Raw genomic sequence first — 16,725 nt, forward strand, 5'->3', positions numbered from 1 at the left:
CACATGTCTGGAAGGAGACCGCCCGAACGAAGAGAGGATACAGGCGACTGGAAGACATGTGCTAGGGCTATCCCAACCGATTGAGGGGAAACAAAATTTTTAATCTTGTTATCTGTTTTTAAAGAGAAAAAGGGGGAACATTTGCGATGAAAAAGAAACTGGGATTACTGACTTCACTTGTTGTGGCTGCGTCCGTTCTCGTTACAGCATGCGGCGGAGGAACAAGCACCGGAACCGGTAGCACGAACCAGCCGGGTGGGGAGAACGCGAAGAGAATCGCATTGATCATGCGTCAAAACGTAGGGACATTCTCCGCACAATACATCAATGGCGTGAAGACAGAGGTGGAGAAAAACGGCGGCGAGTTGACCGTATTCAACGCAGATACGGATCTGGTAAAAATGGCGTCCAACCTCGATGCGGCTGTGAACCAAAAGTTTGATGGCATTCTGATCGACCATGGTACGGCGGAAGCGTTGCAGCAGGGTACACAAAAGGCTGTGGATAAAAAAATCCCGGTCGTCCTGTTTGATACAGACATTAACATTCCAGGAGTGCCAGTTGTGGCGCAAGATGACAACAAGTTGGCAGAGCTGAGCCTCGAGAAGCTAGCTGCAGATACAAACGGTAAAGGAAGCATCGTAAAAATTTGGGTAGCGGGCTTCGCGCCTATGGAAAAACGCCAAGTCACGTATGCAGCTTTCCAGAAGAAATACCCGGACATCAAAGAGATCGCGGCATTCGGTTCTGCCACCAACAATACGGCACTCGATACGCAAACGCAGATGGAAGCGATTTTGAAAAAGTATCCGAACAAAGGCGACATCACAGCAGTATGGGCGGCTTGGGATGAATTTGCCAAAGGGGCGACGCGTGCCATCCAGCAAGCAGGGCGTACGGAAATCAAAGTATACTCCATCGATTTGAGCGATGAGGATCTGCAAATGATTCAGACGGAAAATTCTCCGTGGGCAGCAACGGCAGCGGTAGACCCATCCAATATCGGACGCATTCATGCCCAAACCGTGTTCCAAAAAATCAAAGGCGAGCAAGTGCCAGACAACGTGAAGCTGAATCCAGTGCTGGTGAAACAGGAAGACCTGCCGAAGGATAAGAAAGTAACGATGGGCGACCTGTCCCAATACGTACAAGAGTGGGGCAAGTAAGAACCAAATTGGCTTTTCCCGTTGATTCGTATCCGTCAACGGGATTTTTCCTTATAGAGGTTGGAACACGCAGGTAAACAGGAGGTGTGAAAAATGTCCACATTGCAGATGAAAGGGATAGCGAAGCAGTTTTCTGGGGTTCCTGCCCTGCGATCCGTCGATTTTGAGGTGCGCGCAGGAGAGGTTCACGCACTGCTCGGTGCCAATGGCGCAGGTAAGAGTACCCTGATGAAAATTCTCACGGGAGCGTATCAGGCAGATGGCGGTACGATCACCATCGATGGCGAGACCGTGTCGATCCAATCACCGCAGGACGCTAAAGCACTGGGCATCCAATGCGTGTATCAAGAAGTGGACACCGCCTTGATCCCGTATTTGAGCGTCGCCGAAAATATTTTGCTCGACCAGCTCGTCCAAACAAAAACCAAGGGACTGATCAACTGGCAGAGCTTGTACAACGAATCGGAGCAGATTTTACAAAGCTTCGGCTTTTCCATTCCGGTGAGGATGCTCGTCGAAGAATGTACGCTGTCGGAAAAGCAATTGATTTTGATTGCACGGGCTACCGTTCAAAAGGCGAAGTACGTCATTTTCGATGAACCGACAGCGCCGTTGAGCACAAAGGAGAGCGAGCGGCTGTTTCACATTATTGCCCAGCTGAAAAAAGCAGGAGTCGGGATCATTTACATTTCCCACAGGCTGCCGGAAATTTTTGAAATCTGTGATCGGATCACGATTATGCGGGATGGTCAGCATGTCGTGACCACAGAGACGGCGAAGACCAATATGGACGAAGTGATCGCGAACATGCTGGGCAAAAGCTTCGACGAGGAGTTCCCGAAGATGGAAGTGCCGATTGGCGAAACGATTTTTGAGGCGTCAGGAGTTGCTGGCGGCAAAGTACGCGGCGTCGACCTGCATGTTCGCGAGGGAGAGATTGTGGGCGTCGTCGGTCTGGTTGGGGCAGGGAAGACTGAGCTTGCCCGCTTGCTCTTCGGTGCAGATGAGGCAAAGGCTGGAGCCATTCGATTACATGGAACACGTATCGAACTGCGCTCGCCCAAAGACGCCGTCGATGCAGGAATCGTGCTCGTCCCGGAGGAGAGGCGCAAGGAAGGGATTTTCGTCGAGGAGTCTGTGCAGAACAACCTGTCTGTTGCCTCACTTAAAAAGAAGTCCTGGCTCGGTTTTATCAAAAGAGGGGTGGAAGCGGCCAATGCAAGAGAGCTCGTGCAGCGCCTTGGTGTAAAAACAGCCGATATCAAGCAGCTGGTCGGTTTTCTCAGCGGCGGAAACCAGCAAAAAGTCGCAATCGGCAAATGGCTGGATACAAACGCTCACCTCTTCATGTTTGACGAGCCAACAAAAGGGGTGGACATCGGCGCGAAAAGCGATATTTACCGCCTGATCGGAAATCTTGCCGAGCAAAAAAAGGGCGTCCTGTATTTTTCCTGCGAGTTCCAGGAAGTTATCGGGATCGCAGACCGGATTCTCGTCATGTTCGAAGGCAAGATCGTGAAGCAACTGAGTCGCGAGGAAGCAACACAAGAACGGATTATGTATTACGCAAGCGGAGGTGAGTGACGTGGCAGATAAAAAGTTTAGCTTATTTGATTTTGTTTATAAATACGGAACGGTTGCAGTCATCGTCATTGTCATGTTGTTATTCAGTTTGACCAACCCGTATTTCTTCACGTACGACAACTTGACGGACATTCTTCGCTCCATCTCGATTGTGACATTTGTAGCGATTGGTGTTACGTTCTCCCTGATTGTCGGAGGCTTTGACTTGTCTGTAGGATCGACGGTTTCGTTGACCACAGTCGTTGCTGCTTCGATGATGGTTTGGTACGAACAAGGAGTTTTCACGACACTGCTTGTCCCGATTGTACTCAGCTTGCTTGTCGGGCTGGTCAATGCCTTCCTGGTCGTGAAAATCCGCATTCCTGATTTGCTGGCTACGCTGGCGATGCTCTACATCGTAAACGGCATTCATATGACGTATTCCCAAGGCTACTCGATCTATGCAAATATGCCGATGCAGGATGGCTCGCAAGCTCCGGGAAAATTTCAGGAATGGTTCCTCTGGCTGGGCCAGGGAGAAATTCTCTCCGTTCCTGTTCCCGTTATCCTGACCTTTTTACTCGTGGCGATCACGCATGTGTACTTGACCTATACGAGGCAGGGGCGGATGCTGTACATGACAGGCGGCAATTTGGAAGCAGCCCGTCTGTCGGGGATTCCTGTGAATCGCTATCGTACCTTGGCTTATGTACTCTCCGCTCTTTTTGCAGGCTTGGGCGGGATGCTCTTGGCAGCGCGGATCGGTACCGGGCAGGTGAGTAGCGGCGGCTCCATGCTGATGGATGCCGTAGCGGCTGCTTTCGTAGGCTTCTCCGTATTCGGTGCAGGAAAGCCAAACGTATTCGGTACATTTGTGGGAGCCATCCTGATCGGGGTACTGCTCAACGGCATGACGATGCTCAATCTGCCGTATTACGCTTATGATATTGTGAAAGGAACGGTATTGGCGCTCGCATTGGCTGTAACCTACTATCAGCTGCGCAGAAAACGAAACGCTTAGAATCGTAACGTTCTTCTTGCTTATCTCTCACCAATTTCTCATCTTCCTATTATTCCCTTCTCTTTTTTGAAGCTTAGTATTGGTCTTACTCAAGTGAGACAAATGCGAAAGCAAATTCAAATAAAGAGAAGGGATGTTGTTTTTATGCGTATACTCGTTGTGCCTTCGGGCTTTAAGGAAAGTTTAGATGCCGAGCAAGCAGCAGAGTGCATGAAAGAAGGAATTCTGCGTGTACTCCCGCTCTCCCAAGTACAAACACTGCCGATGGTAGACGGAGGAGAAGGCTTTACAAAAGCGATTGTGAAAATTTCGAATGGCTCGATTATCGATGTAGACGTAACTGGACCCGTAGGAGAAAAGGTTCCTTCCCATTTCGGGGTGTTCGGATCAAAGGCGACAGGTCAAACGGCTGTGATTGAGATGGCGGCAGCAGCCGGACTGCGACTGGTCCCTAGAAGCTTGCGTGACCCGCGCAAAACAACGACACATGGCGTTGGTGAATTGATCAAAGCGGCGCTGGACATGGGGGCAGATCGTATTTTGCTAGGCTGCGGCGATTCCGGTACTTCCGATGGCGGGGCAGGTATGGCGCAAGCACTTGGCGCGAAATTTTTGGATGCGATCGGTCAAGAAATCCGTATTGAAGGCGGAATCTCGCTGGCAAAAGTAGCGAAAATCGACGTTTCTGGCATGGACAACAGACTCAAGCAGGTGCAAATCGATGTGGCTTGCAACTGGTTTAACAAGCTTTGTGGGGAAAACGGGGTCGCTCGCGTGTTTGGCCCGCAAAAGGGAGCGACGCCTGAGCAAGTCGTTGAGTTGGAAGAAGCACTCGAACAATTCGCGGCGATCATCGAAAGGGATTTTGGTAGCGACGTCAGAGAAATGCCGGGCAGTGGTGCATCGGGCGGCTTGGGTGCTGGACTACATGCGCTCGCTGGTGCGAATCTGTATCCGCGCTACGACATCATCATGAAGTACATTGATTTGGATCGCATGCTCCAGGAGACAGACCTTGTGTTTACGGCGGAAGGAAGCATTGATTTTCAAACACCGCGAGGAAAAATTCCAGTGGAAGTGGCGAAGCGGGCGAAAAAGCATGCCTTGCCGGTAGTGGCTTTGGTTGGAACCGTTGGCAAAGGTGCCCGACTCAATTACGAGCACGGAATTGATGCGTACACGAGTATTTTGCCGATGCCGTCTACGTTGGAAGAAGCGTTCATGCATGCGCAGAAATGGCTGACCGATTGCTCGGAAAGCTTCATGAGAACCATCATGGTAGGCCTGCAGCTCGCAAATCGTTTAATGGCAAAGGAGCAAGTATCGTGATTGCACAGATTGTCGCAAAGGAGAGACCTGTCTGGGTCCTTCCGATTGTCCTGATTATGGTCGTTGAATTACTGCTCATGCTGCCGTCTTCCCTGACCTTTGAAGCCAAATGGAGCTTGTTCTGCTTCTGTGTCGCCGTGATCCTGTGGACGACAACCTCGCTGAACTCCGCCTATGTAGCGATTGGCTCTGTATTACTCCTCGTCGTGACAGGAACGGCTGACCAGGAAATTTTGTTCGACTCGCTGGCCTCCGATGTCATTTGGTTAATGATTGGCTCGTTCATCCTTGGCGGTGCGCTTCAAGTGACCGGCTTGGCAGGCAAACTCACAGATTTGGTCGTGAGCCGCGCGAAGAATGTAAAAAGCTTGTTTTGGCTCTTGACGGTCGTCGCTCAATTTCTCGCTTTCTTTATCCCGTCTACTTCTGGACGCGCAGCGGTGCTACTGCCTGTTTTCCACTCGCTGACCTCAGAAATCGGGAACAAACAAATTACGAAAGCCATGGCGATCCTGATTCCGACGATTATTTTAGTATCGACGAGCTCCACCTTGATCGGAGCGGGCTCCCATTTTATCGCACTCGATATGCTGAAGGAGTTCAATGGGGAAGGGATTAGCTTTGCGGAATGGCTGTTGTGGGGATTACCTTTCGGGGTAGTGGCCAGCATCGTTACTTGCCGGATTGTTCTGGCTCTGTTTCTCACTAAAGAAGAAATGCAGCGCCCACTCGCGAGCAAAAAGCTCTCCCTTACCTTGTCCCGCAACGAAAAATATACGGTAGCCGTGATCGGGGCGATGGTCATCTTCTGGCTGACAGAGCGTTTTCACGGAATCGAGATTGCTACCACGACAGTCGTCGGCGCCTTTCTTTTGACACTGCCGAATGTAGGGGTCATGAAATGGAAGGATGGCGTACAGTCTGTCTCGTGGAACCTGATTCTGTTTGTGGGGGCAGCCATTGCACTCGGTAAGTCGTTGTTGGAGAGCGGTGCGGCAGAATGGATCATGAAGAAGCTGTTCTCGATTACCGAGCAGATGGAAGGGGAATCGTCGTTGTTGATCATCGTCGTCATCACGCTGCTTACGCTGACATCGCATCTGTACATTACTTCGCACACGACAAGAGCTGTCATTCTTGTTCCCCCGCTTCTTTACTTTGCGAGTAGCCTTGATTTGAATGAAGTGACCGTTCTGTTCGTAGGGATCGTCGGCATGAACTACTGCCTCACCTTCCCTGTCAGCTCCAAAGCATTGCTCATGTTCCAGGAAAGCGGTAAGGAAACCTTTTTGCCTAAGGATTTGCTGCGATTGAGCTTGTATGCAGGTGCGGCCCACGCGATACTGATGGTTGTCTTTTATTACGCGTACTGGCAGTGGGTGGGGTTATCGATATAAGTGAAAAATTATATCTTTCGTACGGATTACTCTTTGATCCACAGCCAATATTTGCTAAACTCATCTGGATAATGGATGCAAGGCTTAGGAGGATTACATGTCGGAGCGAATATTAATTGTGGAAGATGAAGAGAAAATTGCTCGTGTGATTCAATTAGAGCTGGAATACGAAGGATACGAAAGCGAGATCGCCAAAACAGGGCTCGAAGCGCTGGAACAATACAATCAAGGCGGATGGAACTTGATCTTGCTCGATGTACTGCTACCAGGTTTGTCAGGTATAGAAGTGCTTCGCCGGATTCGAGTAAAGGATTCCGCGACGCCAGTCATTTTGTTAACGGCCAGAAATGCTGTCGTGGACAAAGTAAATGGTCTCGATCAAGGCGCGAATGACTATATCACGAAGCCTTTTGAAATCGAAGAGCTGCTGGCGCGTATCCGTTCCTGCCTCCGCTTGTCCCAAATGACGAGAAAAGTGGAAGCCAGCTCCAAAGTAGAAGTAGCAGATTTAAGCCTGGATGAAAAATCGCGGGAAGTGACGAGAGGTTCCAGCCAGATCGAGCTGACGCCGCGAGAATTCGATTTGTTGCTCTATTTGATGCAGAATAAAAACCAAGTTCTGAATCGTGAACAGATTCTTACACATGTATGGGGATTTGATTATTTCGGAGACACAAATGTCGTTGACGTGTATATCCGTTACTTGCGTAAAAAGGTGGACCAAGGGTATGAAACCCCGCTATTGCATACAGTACGAGGCGTTGGTTATATGCTGAAGGGGTAGATTATGAAAATCAAAAATAAAATTCATTTGTTCTCGACGGTCGCACTCTTGCTACTGTTGCTCATGGTCAACAGCTTCATTTACTTCGTGTTCTACAAAGTGACAACAGACGGGGAGCTGGATCGTCTGCAACGAGAAGTTCTGCACATCCAGAGCGGACTCAATCAGAACGGTGTGGAAAAATTCGACGCGGCTACGTTGCTGCAGCCGTATTTGCCATCGAACGGGATGATCCGTGTTATCGATCAGCAATCACGGGCCATCGTCACGCAGGAAGTAGATAGCACGCAACCAATCCCGGCACCGAAGCCCCTCTTTGAAAGAAAAGCGAGTGACGGTGTCTTCGATGTCAACGGAGCAAAATACGCGTACGTCAAGGTCCCGATCATTTGGACGAATGGAAAAATTGTCACGCTAGAAGTCATTGAAAGTATTGCGGGTTTGCAAGAGAATTTGAGCCTGCTGCTAAACGTTCTGTTGTTTGCTTCGCTATTCGTGCTTATTCCTGCTTTTTTTGCGGGCCGCATGCTGAGCAATCTGATTTTGCGACCAGTCAATTCGATGATTCAAACGATGGAAGCCATTCAAGCGCGCAGTATTTTTAAGAAAATACCGCTTGAGAACACGTCCAAAGATGAATTGCATGCGTTAGGAAGTACCTTTAACAAGATGATGGATTTATTGCAGCAAAACTTCGAGAAGCAGCAGCAGTTCGTCTCAGATGCTTCCCATGAATTGAAAACGCCGCTGACCGTAGTAGAAAGCTATGCGAAGCTATTGAAGCGTTGGGGGACGAAAAAGCCGGAGGTTCTGGCAGAGTCAGTGGAAGCGATCTATTCGGAAGCTGTACGCATGAAGGATATGACCAATCAAATGCTCCTTCTCGCAAACAATAGTGCCGAATGGAATCTGGATGTCAACGAAATCGACTTGATCCCGATGTGCCAAACGACTATCGCACAATTGACCAATGCGTATGGCAGGTCGTTTCAACTGGGTGCAAGCCACGAATCGGTTCTCGTCATGGCCGATGAACAAAAACTAAAACAAGTGCTCGTCGTTTTACTCGACAATGCGATGAAATACAGCTCGAATGAAATCGAAGTGGGTGTAGGGATTCAAGGAGATCGCCCATTTATCTCAGTCAAGGATTACGGAATGGGGATTCCCAAGGAAGATTTGCAGCACGTCTTTGATCGTTTCTTCCGTGTAGACAAAGCCCGGAGCCGCGAAACAGGAGGCGTAGGACTGGGTCTTTCCATTGCCAAACAGATCGTCGATGCCCATCAAGGCGATATTGCACTCGATAGTGAAGAAGGGAAATGGACGCTCGTGACCGTTTTTCTGCCGGGGCAGGCTAAGAAATAGCAGGAGGTACGTATGAATAAAAAATGGAAAATAGGGCTGCTGGCGAGCTTTCTGTTGGTTACCACGGTATTTGGCATGCAGCGGATTTTCGCGAGCATGGATTTGCAGTCATTGTCAGAGGAGGAAGTCAAACAGATCGTGACGGCCCGCTACCCTGGGAAGATTGAATCGATTTCCATGACGGACGTAGGGGAAAACAGCATATACAATCTCCAGCTCCTTAATGAGCGCGGAACGTATAGCGTCATGGTGAATGCACATACAGGTGAAATTATTGAATTGAAGGAGCTCTCCTTGGTCGCAGCCACTGCACAGCCGAAGGTAAACGAAACGGCGACGAATCCAACGCAGCCGGGTTCAAATCCGACAGCCAGCACAGCGCAACCGAATGGCAGCGGGAAGGATGCTTCAGGCAACGCGACCAAGCCAGCTACAACCCAAACCCAATCACAGCAGCAGCCGAAACCGAATCAAAGCGCGAATCCACCAGTGCAGCCACAGACCAAAATTACCGAACAGCAAGCGAAACAGATTGCGACGGAAAGAACAAGTGGCGGCAAGATCGATGATGTTGATTTAATCGAGACAAAGAGTGGAGCAGTCTATCGGGTGATCACGAAAAAAGACTCGAAAACGGTAGATGTACGCATACATGCTATTACTGGAAAAGTGCTTTCGACTACCACTATCGAGAATGGGTCAACGGATGACGACGATGACGATGATCAGTCGCCAACTGAGAAAAACGGCAGTGCTCCGGCAGATACCTCTTCAAGTGATAATGCGAACACGACCGAAAACGACGATGATCTGGATGATGGTGATGATGATTAAGGTTTAGATTTTTCATATGGAGGGAGCCGTCAGTGTCAGCATTGACGGTTTTTTCGTTCGGGAGGGAAAGCGATGATTACATATCCGACAGAAGCGGTTCGGGAGACGATGGAGAGATGGTTTGGGTTTTTTCCTGGTTTGCGTGAAATATCTTCTGTGCACATCAGAACGGACGATGCATGGAGAACTTGCGAGATAAAAGTAGGTGATGATGGTGCAGAACTGGAAATAGACAAAGAAACGGGTTATGTGATGGAGTTCGACTTGGATAGAACATACCGAGAGTCGCTTGCTTCTGGTGAGCTGCTCGATGCTGAGTCAGCAACTGAGCGGGCTATAGAAGTGGCGGAAAAATTTTATGGGGATCATCTGAAAGAGATGGTGAGAGAAAATACAGCGAACCTGGGAGAGTATCGTGAGGAAAAACAATGGGAGCCGTACTATCGTTATGTTTTCCATGGAATTCCACTATCAGGAGTACATTTGCGGATAGCTTTAGATGAGTTCGGAAATTTGGTAGGCATCTATTATCGTGGATTTTCCGATTATGATCGGAAAAATATACCTTCCAAGCCAGAAGTGATAACAAAGGAAGAGGCGGAACAAGCGTACCTTGCTTTATTGGAGAAAAACATGATGCTCATATGCGATGAACAGGAGGAAGGGAATCTCAAGTATATCCCTGATGAGGCACCACTAAGGTATGCCGTCATTCATGCGGAGACAGGACAAATTGTAAAGACGGTTATAGGGAGCAAAAAAACTTTAGAAAACCACTCAGAGGTCATTCCGGTAGTTGCCAAAGGGGATTCTATTTTTTTCGCAGACATTCAGGAGATCGAGCTGTGGGTGAAGGAACATTTTCAAATAGATGTGACTCACTCAGAGATTGAAAGAGCGACAGTCACGACTCCGAATGAGGATGGATTAACTTTCTATCCAAGTAGTGGATATTTCAGATTCGTTGACGATGCTGCAAATCCTGACTGGCCTCCTACTATCCATTATTACTGGCCTTTACCAGAAGATGAGGACGCTGAAACTATTTACGATCCTGATTTTGTATGCGTTACACTCAATCGAACAACCAACGAATTACTTGCCTTTACAGTTAATCAAAAAAAGGAGTATAAAACGCCACGGCTATCAGAGTACGATGCGTTGCAAATTGCAAAGAGCTTTTTGGAGAAATACATCGAGAAGGGAATTAACGAGCTGCATTATTTTGAACTATTTTATTTACGCGGTACCGGAAATACATACTACTTCTATGAGCGCCGAAAAGGGATTGTTCTAACAAGCCGAATGTACTTCGTAAAAGTGAATCCTTGGACAGGCCAGGTAACTGGTTTTTACAAACACGATGTTCGCAAAAACAAAGAGATTCCCGATCCAGCCTCCTGTGTGTCTGCTCGGGAAGCAGCGGAAACTTTTTTAAGCCTGCGGGACATGGAGCTGGAGTATGTGCAAGTTGAGAACCGAAATACAAGTAGAAGGGAAAAAACCCCTGTTCCATTTCCAGCTTTTTGGCTCAAATACACGAGTCCAGAGCGTTATAACTATGTGGACGCCATAACAAATCAGCCGGGTCGATGACTTCACCCGATGAACGAACAGTGAAACTACAGATACTCTTTGACGTAGAAAGAAAAGAGGGGAGAGGATGTATCTGTTTTTCGTTGGATTAACGCTTTGCATGATCTCATGGATAGCGGGAGGCGTATTTCTGTATCAAGGGGATTATGTAACAGGAGGAGTCTTGATCATACTAGGCCTTCTTGTTTTGATTAGCATGTTCCTCTATTATTCGACAAACCGGAAAAAGCGTAACAATTGCTCGTTTGATTGCAGCTATCTTCCAGTTGATTGTCCGAATTGTGATGCACCCGATTGCGATTGCAAGCCAGATTGAGGGAGTTGATGAAGATCAATACGCAGTGGATTCCCTGTCATCGGCGCCCAGATCGCTCCTTTTATATCGCGGGTAAGAAAATGCCGCTATGTGCCAGATGTGTTTCGATATTAGCTGGATACTTACTGGCGCCTGTTTTTGCAGGGATGCATCTCGTGACCTCTTACTATTTGATTGGACTGCTTTTATTGCCGATGCTCATTGATGGCTTTACCCAACAATGGAAGTGGCGAACAAGTAATAACAAGCTCCGATTTTTCACAGGGTTCAGCTTTGGAATCGGACAGTCTTTACTCATTTCGAATGTCGTGTGGTTTTTGGTAGAGAGTCTCAAGTGAATCGATATGCCTCTATGTACACAGAAATTTCAATTTTATGGTAATCCTTTCACCTGGGACATCCCTCCTATATAATACTGGTGGGGGGATATTAGTGATCCATTATAAGACATACATACGTGGTGAAGATTGCGAATGGGTGACTTTTGTCCATGGGGCAGGGGGCAGCTCATCGATTTGGTGTAAACAACTCAAGGCATACAAAGAGAATTTCAATGTTCTTCTAGTAGATATGCGCGGTCACGGAAAATCGAAGAGCATCCCAGGCAAGCTGTTCAAAACATACACCTTTGATGATGTCAGCAGAGATATCATAGAGGTTTTAGATCATTTAAAAATTGCTTCCACCCATTTTGTGGGGATTTCCTTGGGGACGATCATTGTGCAGATTATTTCGGAGCAGGCCCCGGAGAGAATGCGCTCTATGGTTTTGGCAGGAGCTGTGACACACTTGAACGTTCGATCACAGGTGCTGATCACGCTGGGGAATATGGTCAAGCATTTCATTCCGTACATGTGGCTGTATCGACTATTTGCATGGGTGATCATGCCGAGTAAGCGTCATAAAGAATCGCGTTCATTGTTTATCCACGAAGCCAAAAAGCTATGTCAAAAAGAATTCAAGAGATGGTTCAAGCTGACAAAAGGCATTAATCGATTCCTAGGAACCCTCTTTGATAAAGAGCCTCCCATCCCTACCTTGTTCATCATGGGTGACGAAGACCATATGTTTTTGCCCTTCGTCCAGATGCGTGTGAAAAAAAGGCAATATGCACAGTTGAGTCTAGTCGCTAACTGCGGTCATGTCGTCAATGTCGATCAGCCGGAAGAATTTAACCGAATCTCCATCGGGTTTATTCAAAAGCAGTCGACCACATCGCAAGGAATGTATGCACTGAATTTAGCCTAGTTTCGTAAGATAAGAGCCGCAGAGGATGCTTCTGAGGTTCTTTGTTTTTTCTTCGGTTGCGATTGGTAAAGAAAAATGTTCCAATGTAGAAATGGGATAGGTAAATACTGGTATGTTTGATAAGGAGGGAAACACATGTCGATTCAAAATGAACATGATTTGATCTGCTTGAAGCGGATCGGGAGTATTGTGGCAGAAGCAAGAGAGGCGATGATAAAAGCAGTGCGGGCAGGCGTGACAACAAAAGAACTCGACCGGATTGGTGGGGAGATCTTGGCAAAGTACGGAGCGCGGTCTGCACCGAATATCACGTATGATTTTCCAGGGCATACGTGTATCAGTGTCAATCACATTGTTGCACATGGCATCCCTGATGATACTGTCCTGCAAAGTGGCGATATCATCAATATTGATGTCTCGGCGGAGCTGGATGGATATTTTGCCGATACAGGTGCTTCAATCGTGGTAGGGGAAGGCGAGCCTAAGAAACAATCCTTATGCCAATGCGCCGAGGAGTCGCTGTACAAGGCATTGGATGCGGCAAAGGCTGGATCAAAGCTAAGTCAGATTGGTCGCATTGTTCACCAGGAGGCCAGGAAAAAAGGCTTTACAGTGGTCAAAAACCTTACGGGTCATGGCATCGGCAAGAGCTTGCATGAGGAGCCTGCTTACATTTTGAATTACTATGACAAAAAGGATAGACGCCTGCTCACAGAAGGTCTCGTGTTGGCGGTTGAAACCTTCATTTCAACGGGGACGGAATATGTAGAGGATGGCAGGGACGGTTGGGCACTCATTACCCCTGATAAAAGTTACGTAGCTCAATACGAGCACACCATCGTTGTAACGAAGGGGAAGCCAATTATTTTAACAGCTTGATGGCAGGGAGACCTCAGATTCGATGAGGTCTTTTTTTTGTGAAGAAAAACTTGCAGAATACCCAATGATTGTATATTCTTTATATAAGAATATATGTTCGTATTATGTGAAGGAGGTTTCTTTCCATGAATCGGTGCGGCTGGGTGAATCAGGACCCTATCTATATGGATTATCACGATAAAGAGTGGGGAGTTCCTGTATACGATGATCGACTGCTCTTTGAATATTTGAATTTGGAAGGTGCACAAGCAGGGCTGAGCTGGTACACCATTTTGAAGAAGCGGGAGAACTATCGACGGGCGTTTGATAACTTCGAAGCGGAGAAGATTGTTCAATACGATGAAGCCAAGATCGAGCAATTGCTGGCAGACGAAGGCATTGTTCGAAACAGGCTGAAGGTTCGCGGCTTCGTGAAGAATGCACACGCGTATTTGCGGGTTGTAGAGGAGTTTGGGTCTTTTAGCAGCTATATTTGGTCGTTTGTAGGCGGGAAGCCGATTCATAATCATTTTCAGGAAATGAAGGATGTGCCTGCTTCAACCGAAATCAGCGACAAGATGAGCAAGGACTTGAAAAAGCGCGGTTTTACGTTTGTCGGCTCAACCATTTGCTACGCCTTTATGCAAGCCGTCGGCATGGTCAATGATCACGTAGCGACATGTGATCTCCATCAAAAAAACTAGGACGAGCTTACGGAAAGGGGAGAATGGCATGAACGAAAATGATCTCTTAATCTTAAACTTTGAGGAAGTAAGACGTAGAAGCATCAAAGTATGGAAGGCAATTCCTAAAGAAATGCTTAACTGGAAGCCTGACGATAAAGCGTTCACGTGCGGGGAAATGATTCGTCATGTCATCGAGGGTGAGTTTTTGTATCACCAGATTTTAATCCAACGGGGAAGCGCCGCCTTGTCTGATATCCCCAATCCGTATGAAACCAAAGAGTTTTCGACCGTAGAAGAAGAATTGGTCTTTGCAAAGCCGTATCGGGAAGATTTTCTCTGCTTTGTCAGAGCGTTGTCCAAGAGCGACTTGGAGAGTGTCCGCATCGATCGATCCGATGTTGGGTATGTCCGCACGCTTGGAGACATGTTGCTGCGAATCGCCTATCATGAGTCGGTACATACCGGTCAGCTGCTAGATTATATGCGAACGATGGGTGTCGAACGTCCGAATATTTGGGATTAAAAGAGTGAGAAATATAAAAAAGCAAGCTAGCTCTTCTGGTGTGGATGCGGGAGGGGCTTGCTTTTTTGTTTTTAAAAGGTCCTTCTTCATTTAAGGTGTTTCTTGCTTGATGGGCAGATAAAACCCAAAAAAGTATGAGAATTATGTACTTTTATAGAGTAGGGACAGCAGTAGTGTAAGGATAATTTAATACTTCTACACAGACACGGTCTCCATTTGGGATCGTGTTTTTTGATGTCTTATTTGAAATTTATGCAGAAGATCTACGGGAAATATCATAACCGAAAATCTGGTAGAAAAAGCTTGAACTTGTAATCGTAGTATGAGATACTTGTACTACAAAGAGAACTAGTGTTCCTATTCGCGGATGGGTGTTCAAAAATGACAGAAGGTGAATCATTTGACAGATGAGCAGTTGAAAGAGCATTGCAGAAAAGTGCTCAAGAGGATTGCTTGGCGATTGCAGTACGCCGCCAAGAAGCGTTTGTACAGGGAGACGGTTATCAATGAGGGGATGCGGGGAACGGAAGCGATGGAGGACAATCTGTCGGACCTGTATGTTCAGGAGGTGTTGATGCAACTCCCAGAAAAAGCCCGGATGATTATCAAGCATGTCGTCCTTCAAGGAATGACAGAAGAACAGGTAGCCAAAAAACTGAATATGACCAGACAAGGAGTGAGTAAATGCAAAAACAAATATTTGCGCCAATTGGCCGAGAAGCTGACTCATTCAGCCTAACCCTCCAAAGAGCACAGTCAGGGGATAATCGGGCCGTATTAACCATCCTCGACTTTCTGCTCCCCGACATGGAGTACCTTGCTTCCTTTATCAAACTACCTCGCGAAGAGAGCATGCAAGAAATGAAAACCGCGATGCTCGAAGCGATCCGCAGTGGAGAAGTGATGCTATGATGACGATTGATTACGTTCAGGTTCTCGCGGTTGTCGTGTGCTTCCTTGCTTTAATCGTCACGTTTAAGCAGGTAGATTTGCAGATTCGGATTAATAACTTGTTCAACCTGCAATTAAAGGCAAACAAAGAGAAAAAGAAAGAACAACTGGAACAAAAAAAGGAGACTCCGACTGACGATCGGAATCCCCATTGAAGGCTTGGGGCAAAGAATACAACTGGTGAGTAGCCTCTTTGCCCCCTTACATTATACAAGAAAATGACGATGCAAAGGAGATACGTACGAAATGATAGAAGCAGCATTAATCGGAGCAGCTGTCTTATTGATCGGAGTCATTATCGGACAGATCGGTGTGTCTCAAAGATTAAGAAAAGGCGCAAGAGTCAACGAAAACCGATAAGCAATCATACGGACTAGATATATATGACCGAGGGGGAATAGTTCCTTGATCAGCAAAGATATTTTCATGGAAGCAGTATGCGAGGTGTGTCCGGCAACGTGCTGGGGAAAGAAAGCACATTGCCAGGTTCATGATAAGCACGTAGGAAAAATCGATTCTTGCCCAGAGTGGGACAAGTATACGCGGGATCAAGAGGCAAAAGGGCAGCAGAAGACAGTAACCGCTAGAAAAGAAGGCTTCGCCTGGCTGAGTGAACAAGCACCCATCGTAGATTTTTTACAGAAAGCCGAGGAAGAAATCCGCGACTACAATTACATGCAGATAGAGATCGTGCGCATCCAGCGTTTTTTGCGCGAGGCGGGGGAAGGAATGGTCTCTCAGTACGGAATGGATGCAGGTATGCCAAAAGGAAAGGGCACCAACGGAGATAAGACCCATGCGGAGGTCGTACGCCGGGAGCGAAAATGGAAGAGGCTGCAAAATTTGCAGGATAAAATCGAGCGGATCAATAATGCGGTCGAGACGATTCCGGGTGAGCAGGAGCGATTGGTAGTCGAGGCTTTGCTGGATGGCGATAAAAACAATCTGATTGCCAAAGAAATCGGCGTGTCCCGACAGCGGTATTATGAAATCAAGCGCAGTGCCGTGATGAAGATGGCATGGGCGATGTATGGCGATCAGGTTCAGCAGACTGGATAATGGAAAACAGAGCTTGGTTCAATAGA

18 protein-coding genes are annotated in these 16,725 nt (G+C 47.5%); all 18 read left to right on the top strand.

Going from position 1 to position 16,725, the window contains the following annotated elements; genetic code table 11:
* Positions 1-146 precede the first annotated feature (146 nt).
* Positions 147-1,166: a sugar ABC transporter substrate-binding protein gene (locus C7R93_RS17130; RefSeq protein ID WP_106839956.1), complete on the top strand. Its 1,020-nt coding sequence runs from the start codon at positions 147-149 to the stop codon at positions 1,164-1,166.
* A 93-nt stretch (positions 1,167-1,259) separates the two neighbouring features.
* Positions 1,260-2,750 carry a sugar ABC transporter ATP-binding protein gene (locus tag C7R93_RS17135; protein WP_106839957.1) on the top strand — a complete coding sequence of 497 codons (1,491 nt, stop codon included), beginning with the start codon at positions 1,260-1,262 and terminating at the stop codon, positions 2,748-2,750.
* Between the two features lies 1 nt (position 2,751).
* Positions 2,752-3,750, top strand: a complete 999-nt coding sequence (locus tag C7R93_RS17140) for an ABC transporter permease (RefSeq protein WP_106839958.1) — start codon at positions 2,752-2,754, stop codon at positions 3,748-3,750.
* Between the two features lie 144 nt (positions 3,751-3,894).
* A complete protein-coding gene (locus C7R93_RS17145) occupies positions 3,895-5,079 on the top strand; it encodes a glycerate kinase family protein (RefSeq protein WP_106839959.1) in 1,185 nt (394 codons plus the stop codon).
* Between the two features lie 56 nt (positions 5,080-5,135).
* Complete coding sequence (locus tag C7R93_RS17150; protein WP_341866938.1) at positions 5,136-6,476, top strand: SLC13 family permease; 1,341 nt, start codon at positions 5,136-5,138, stop codon at positions 6,474-6,476.
* Between the two features lie 97 nt (positions 6,477-6,573).
* Positions 6,574-7,260 (top strand): response regulator transcription factor, encoded by a 687-nt coding sequence (locus C7R93_RS17155; RefSeq protein WP_017251803.1) that lies wholly within the window; start codon positions 6,574-6,576, stop codon positions 7,258-7,260.
* Between the two features lie 3 nt (positions 7,261-7,263).
* A complete protein-coding gene (locus C7R93_RS17160; RefSeq protein ID WP_106839961.1) occupies positions 7,264-8,628 on the top strand; it encodes a HAMP domain-containing sensor histidine kinase in 1,365 nt (454 codons plus the stop codon).
* Positions 8,629-8,640: 12 nt separating this feature from the next.
* Positions 8,641-9,462: a PepSY domain-containing protein gene (locus C7R93_RS17165; RefSeq protein WP_106839962.1), complete on the top strand. Its 822-nt coding sequence runs from the start codon at positions 8,641-8,643 to the stop codon at positions 9,460-9,462.
* 72 nt (positions 9,463-9,534) lie between these two features.
* Complete coding sequence (locus C7R93_RS17170) at positions 9,535-11,058, top strand: YcdB/YcdC domain-containing protein (RefSeq protein WP_106839963.1); 1,524 nt, start codon at positions 9,535-9,537, stop codon at positions 11,056-11,058.
* A 324-nt stretch (positions 11,059-11,382) separates the two neighbouring features.
* Positions 11,383-11,712: a DUF2085 domain-containing protein gene (locus C7R93_RS17180; protein ID WP_106839965.1), complete on the top strand. Its 330-nt coding sequence runs from the start codon at positions 11,383-11,385 to the stop codon at positions 11,710-11,712.
* Between the two features lie 94 nt (positions 11,713-11,806).
* On the top strand, positions 11,807-12,622 hold the full coding sequence (locus C7R93_RS17185) for an alpha/beta fold hydrolase (protein WP_106839966.1): 816 nt from the start codon (positions 11,807-11,809) through the stop codon (positions 12,620-12,622).
* A 135-nt stretch (positions 12,623-12,757) separates the two neighbouring features.
* Positions 12,758-13,501, top strand: coding sequence for a type I methionyl aminopeptidase (gene map, locus C7R93_RS17190; RefSeq protein WP_106839967.1), 744 nt, complete (start codon positions 12,758-12,760; stop codon positions 13,499-13,501).
* Positions 13,502-13,626: 125 nt separating this feature from the next.
* The gene (locus C7R93_RS17195; RefSeq protein ID WP_106839968.1) at positions 13,627-14,184 is read left to right on the top strand and encodes a DNA-3-methyladenine glycosylase I; all 558 of its coding nucleotides are present in this window, start codon (positions 13,627-13,629) and stop codon (positions 14,182-14,184) included.
* A gap of 28 nt (positions 14,185-14,212) precedes the next feature.
* On the top strand, positions 14,213-14,689 hold the full coding sequence (locus tag C7R93_RS17200) for a DinB family protein (RefSeq protein ID WP_106839969.1): 477 nt from the start codon (positions 14,213-14,215) through the stop codon (positions 14,687-14,689).
* Between the two features lie 391 nt (positions 14,690-15,080).
* On the top strand, positions 15,081-15,428 hold the full coding sequence (locus C7R93_RS17205) for a sigma factor-like helix-turn-helix DNA-binding protein (RefSeq protein WP_244191572.1): 348 nt from the start codon (positions 15,081-15,083) through the stop codon (positions 15,426-15,428).
* Positions 15,374-15,601, top strand: coding sequence for a hypothetical protein (locus C7R93_RS17210; protein ID WP_106839971.1), 228 nt, complete (start codon positions 15,374-15,376; stop codon positions 15,599-15,601). The genes C7R93_RS17205 and C7R93_RS17210 overlap by 55 nt, the downstream gene beginning before the upstream one ends.
* A complete protein-coding gene (locus C7R93_RS17215; protein ID WP_017251814.1) occupies positions 15,598-15,795 on the top strand; it encodes a hypothetical protein in 198 nt (65 codons plus the stop codon). The genes C7R93_RS17210 and C7R93_RS17215 overlap by 4 nt, the downstream gene beginning before the upstream one ends.
* Before the next feature lie 250 nt (positions 15,796-16,045).
* Positions 16,046-16,699 carry a hypothetical protein gene (locus tag C7R93_RS17220; RefSeq protein ID WP_106839972.1) on the top strand — a complete coding sequence of 218 codons (654 nt, stop codon included), beginning with the start codon at positions 16,046-16,048 and terminating at the stop codon, positions 16,697-16,699.
* Positions 16,700-16,725 lie beyond the last annotated feature (26 nt).

Origin of the sequence: Brevibacillus fortis, assembly GCF_003013395.1 — a bacterium.
In the GTDB taxonomy this organism is placed as follows: domain Bacteria; phylum Bacillota; class Bacilli; order Brevibacillales; family Brevibacillaceae; genus Brevibacillus; species Brevibacillus fortis.

Excerpts from the sequence above, each read along its gene's own strand:
- map (WP_106839967.1), top strand. The coding sequence starts at position 12,758 with ATGTCGATTCAAAATGAACATGATTTGATCTGCTTGAAGCGGATCGGG.
- C7R93_RS17210 (WP_106839971.1), top strand. The coding sequence starts at position 15,374 with ATGCAAAAACAAATATTTGCGCCAATTGGCCGAGAAGCTGACTCATTC.
- C7R93_RS17130 (WP_106839956.1), top strand. The coding sequence starts at position 147 with ATGAAAAAGAAACTGGGATTACTGACTTCACTTGTTGTGGCTGCGTCC.
- C7R93_RS17170 (WP_106839963.1), top strand. The coding sequence starts at position 9,535 with ATGATTACATATCCGACAGAAGCGGTTCGGGAGACGATGGAGAGATGG.
- C7R93_RS17150 (WP_341866938.1), top strand. The coding sequence starts at position 5,136 with ATGGTCGTTGAATTACTGCTCATGCTGCCGTCTTCCCTGACCTTTGAA.
- C7R93_RS17215 (WP_017251814.1), top strand. The coding sequence starts at position 15,598 with ATGATGACGATTGATTACGTTCAGGTTCTCGCGGTTGTCGTGTGCTTC.
- C7R93_RS17180 (WP_106839965.1), top strand. The coding sequence starts at position 11,383 with ATGAAGATCAATACGCAGTGGATTCCCTGTCATCGGCGCCCAGATCGC.
- C7R93_RS17145 (WP_106839959.1), top strand. The coding sequence starts at position 3,895 with ATGCGTATACTCGTTGTGCCTTCGGGCTTTAAGGAAAGTTTAGATGCC.
- C7R93_RS17160 (WP_106839961.1), top strand. The coding sequence starts at position 7,264 with ATGAAAATCAAAAATAAAATTCATTTGTTCTCGACGGTCGCACTCTTG.
- C7R93_RS17195 (WP_106839968.1), top strand. The coding sequence starts at position 13,627 with ATGAATCGGTGCGGCTGGGTGAATCAGGACCCTATCTATATGGATTAT.
- C7R93_RS17165 (WP_106839962.1), top strand. The coding sequence starts at position 8,641 with ATGAATAAAAAATGGAAAATAGGGCTGCTGGCGAGCTTTCTGTTGGTT.
- C7R93_RS17155 (WP_017251803.1), top strand. The coding sequence starts at position 6,574 with ATGTCGGAGCGAATATTAATTGTGGAAGATGAAGAGAAAATTGCTCGT.
- C7R93_RS17200 (WP_106839969.1), top strand. The coding sequence starts at position 14,213 with ATGAACGAAAATGATCTCTTAATCTTAAACTTTGAGGAAGTAAGACGT.
- C7R93_RS17135 (WP_106839957.1), top strand. The coding sequence starts at position 1,260 with ATGTCCACATTGCAGATGAAAGGGATAGCGAAGCAGTTTTCTGGGGTT.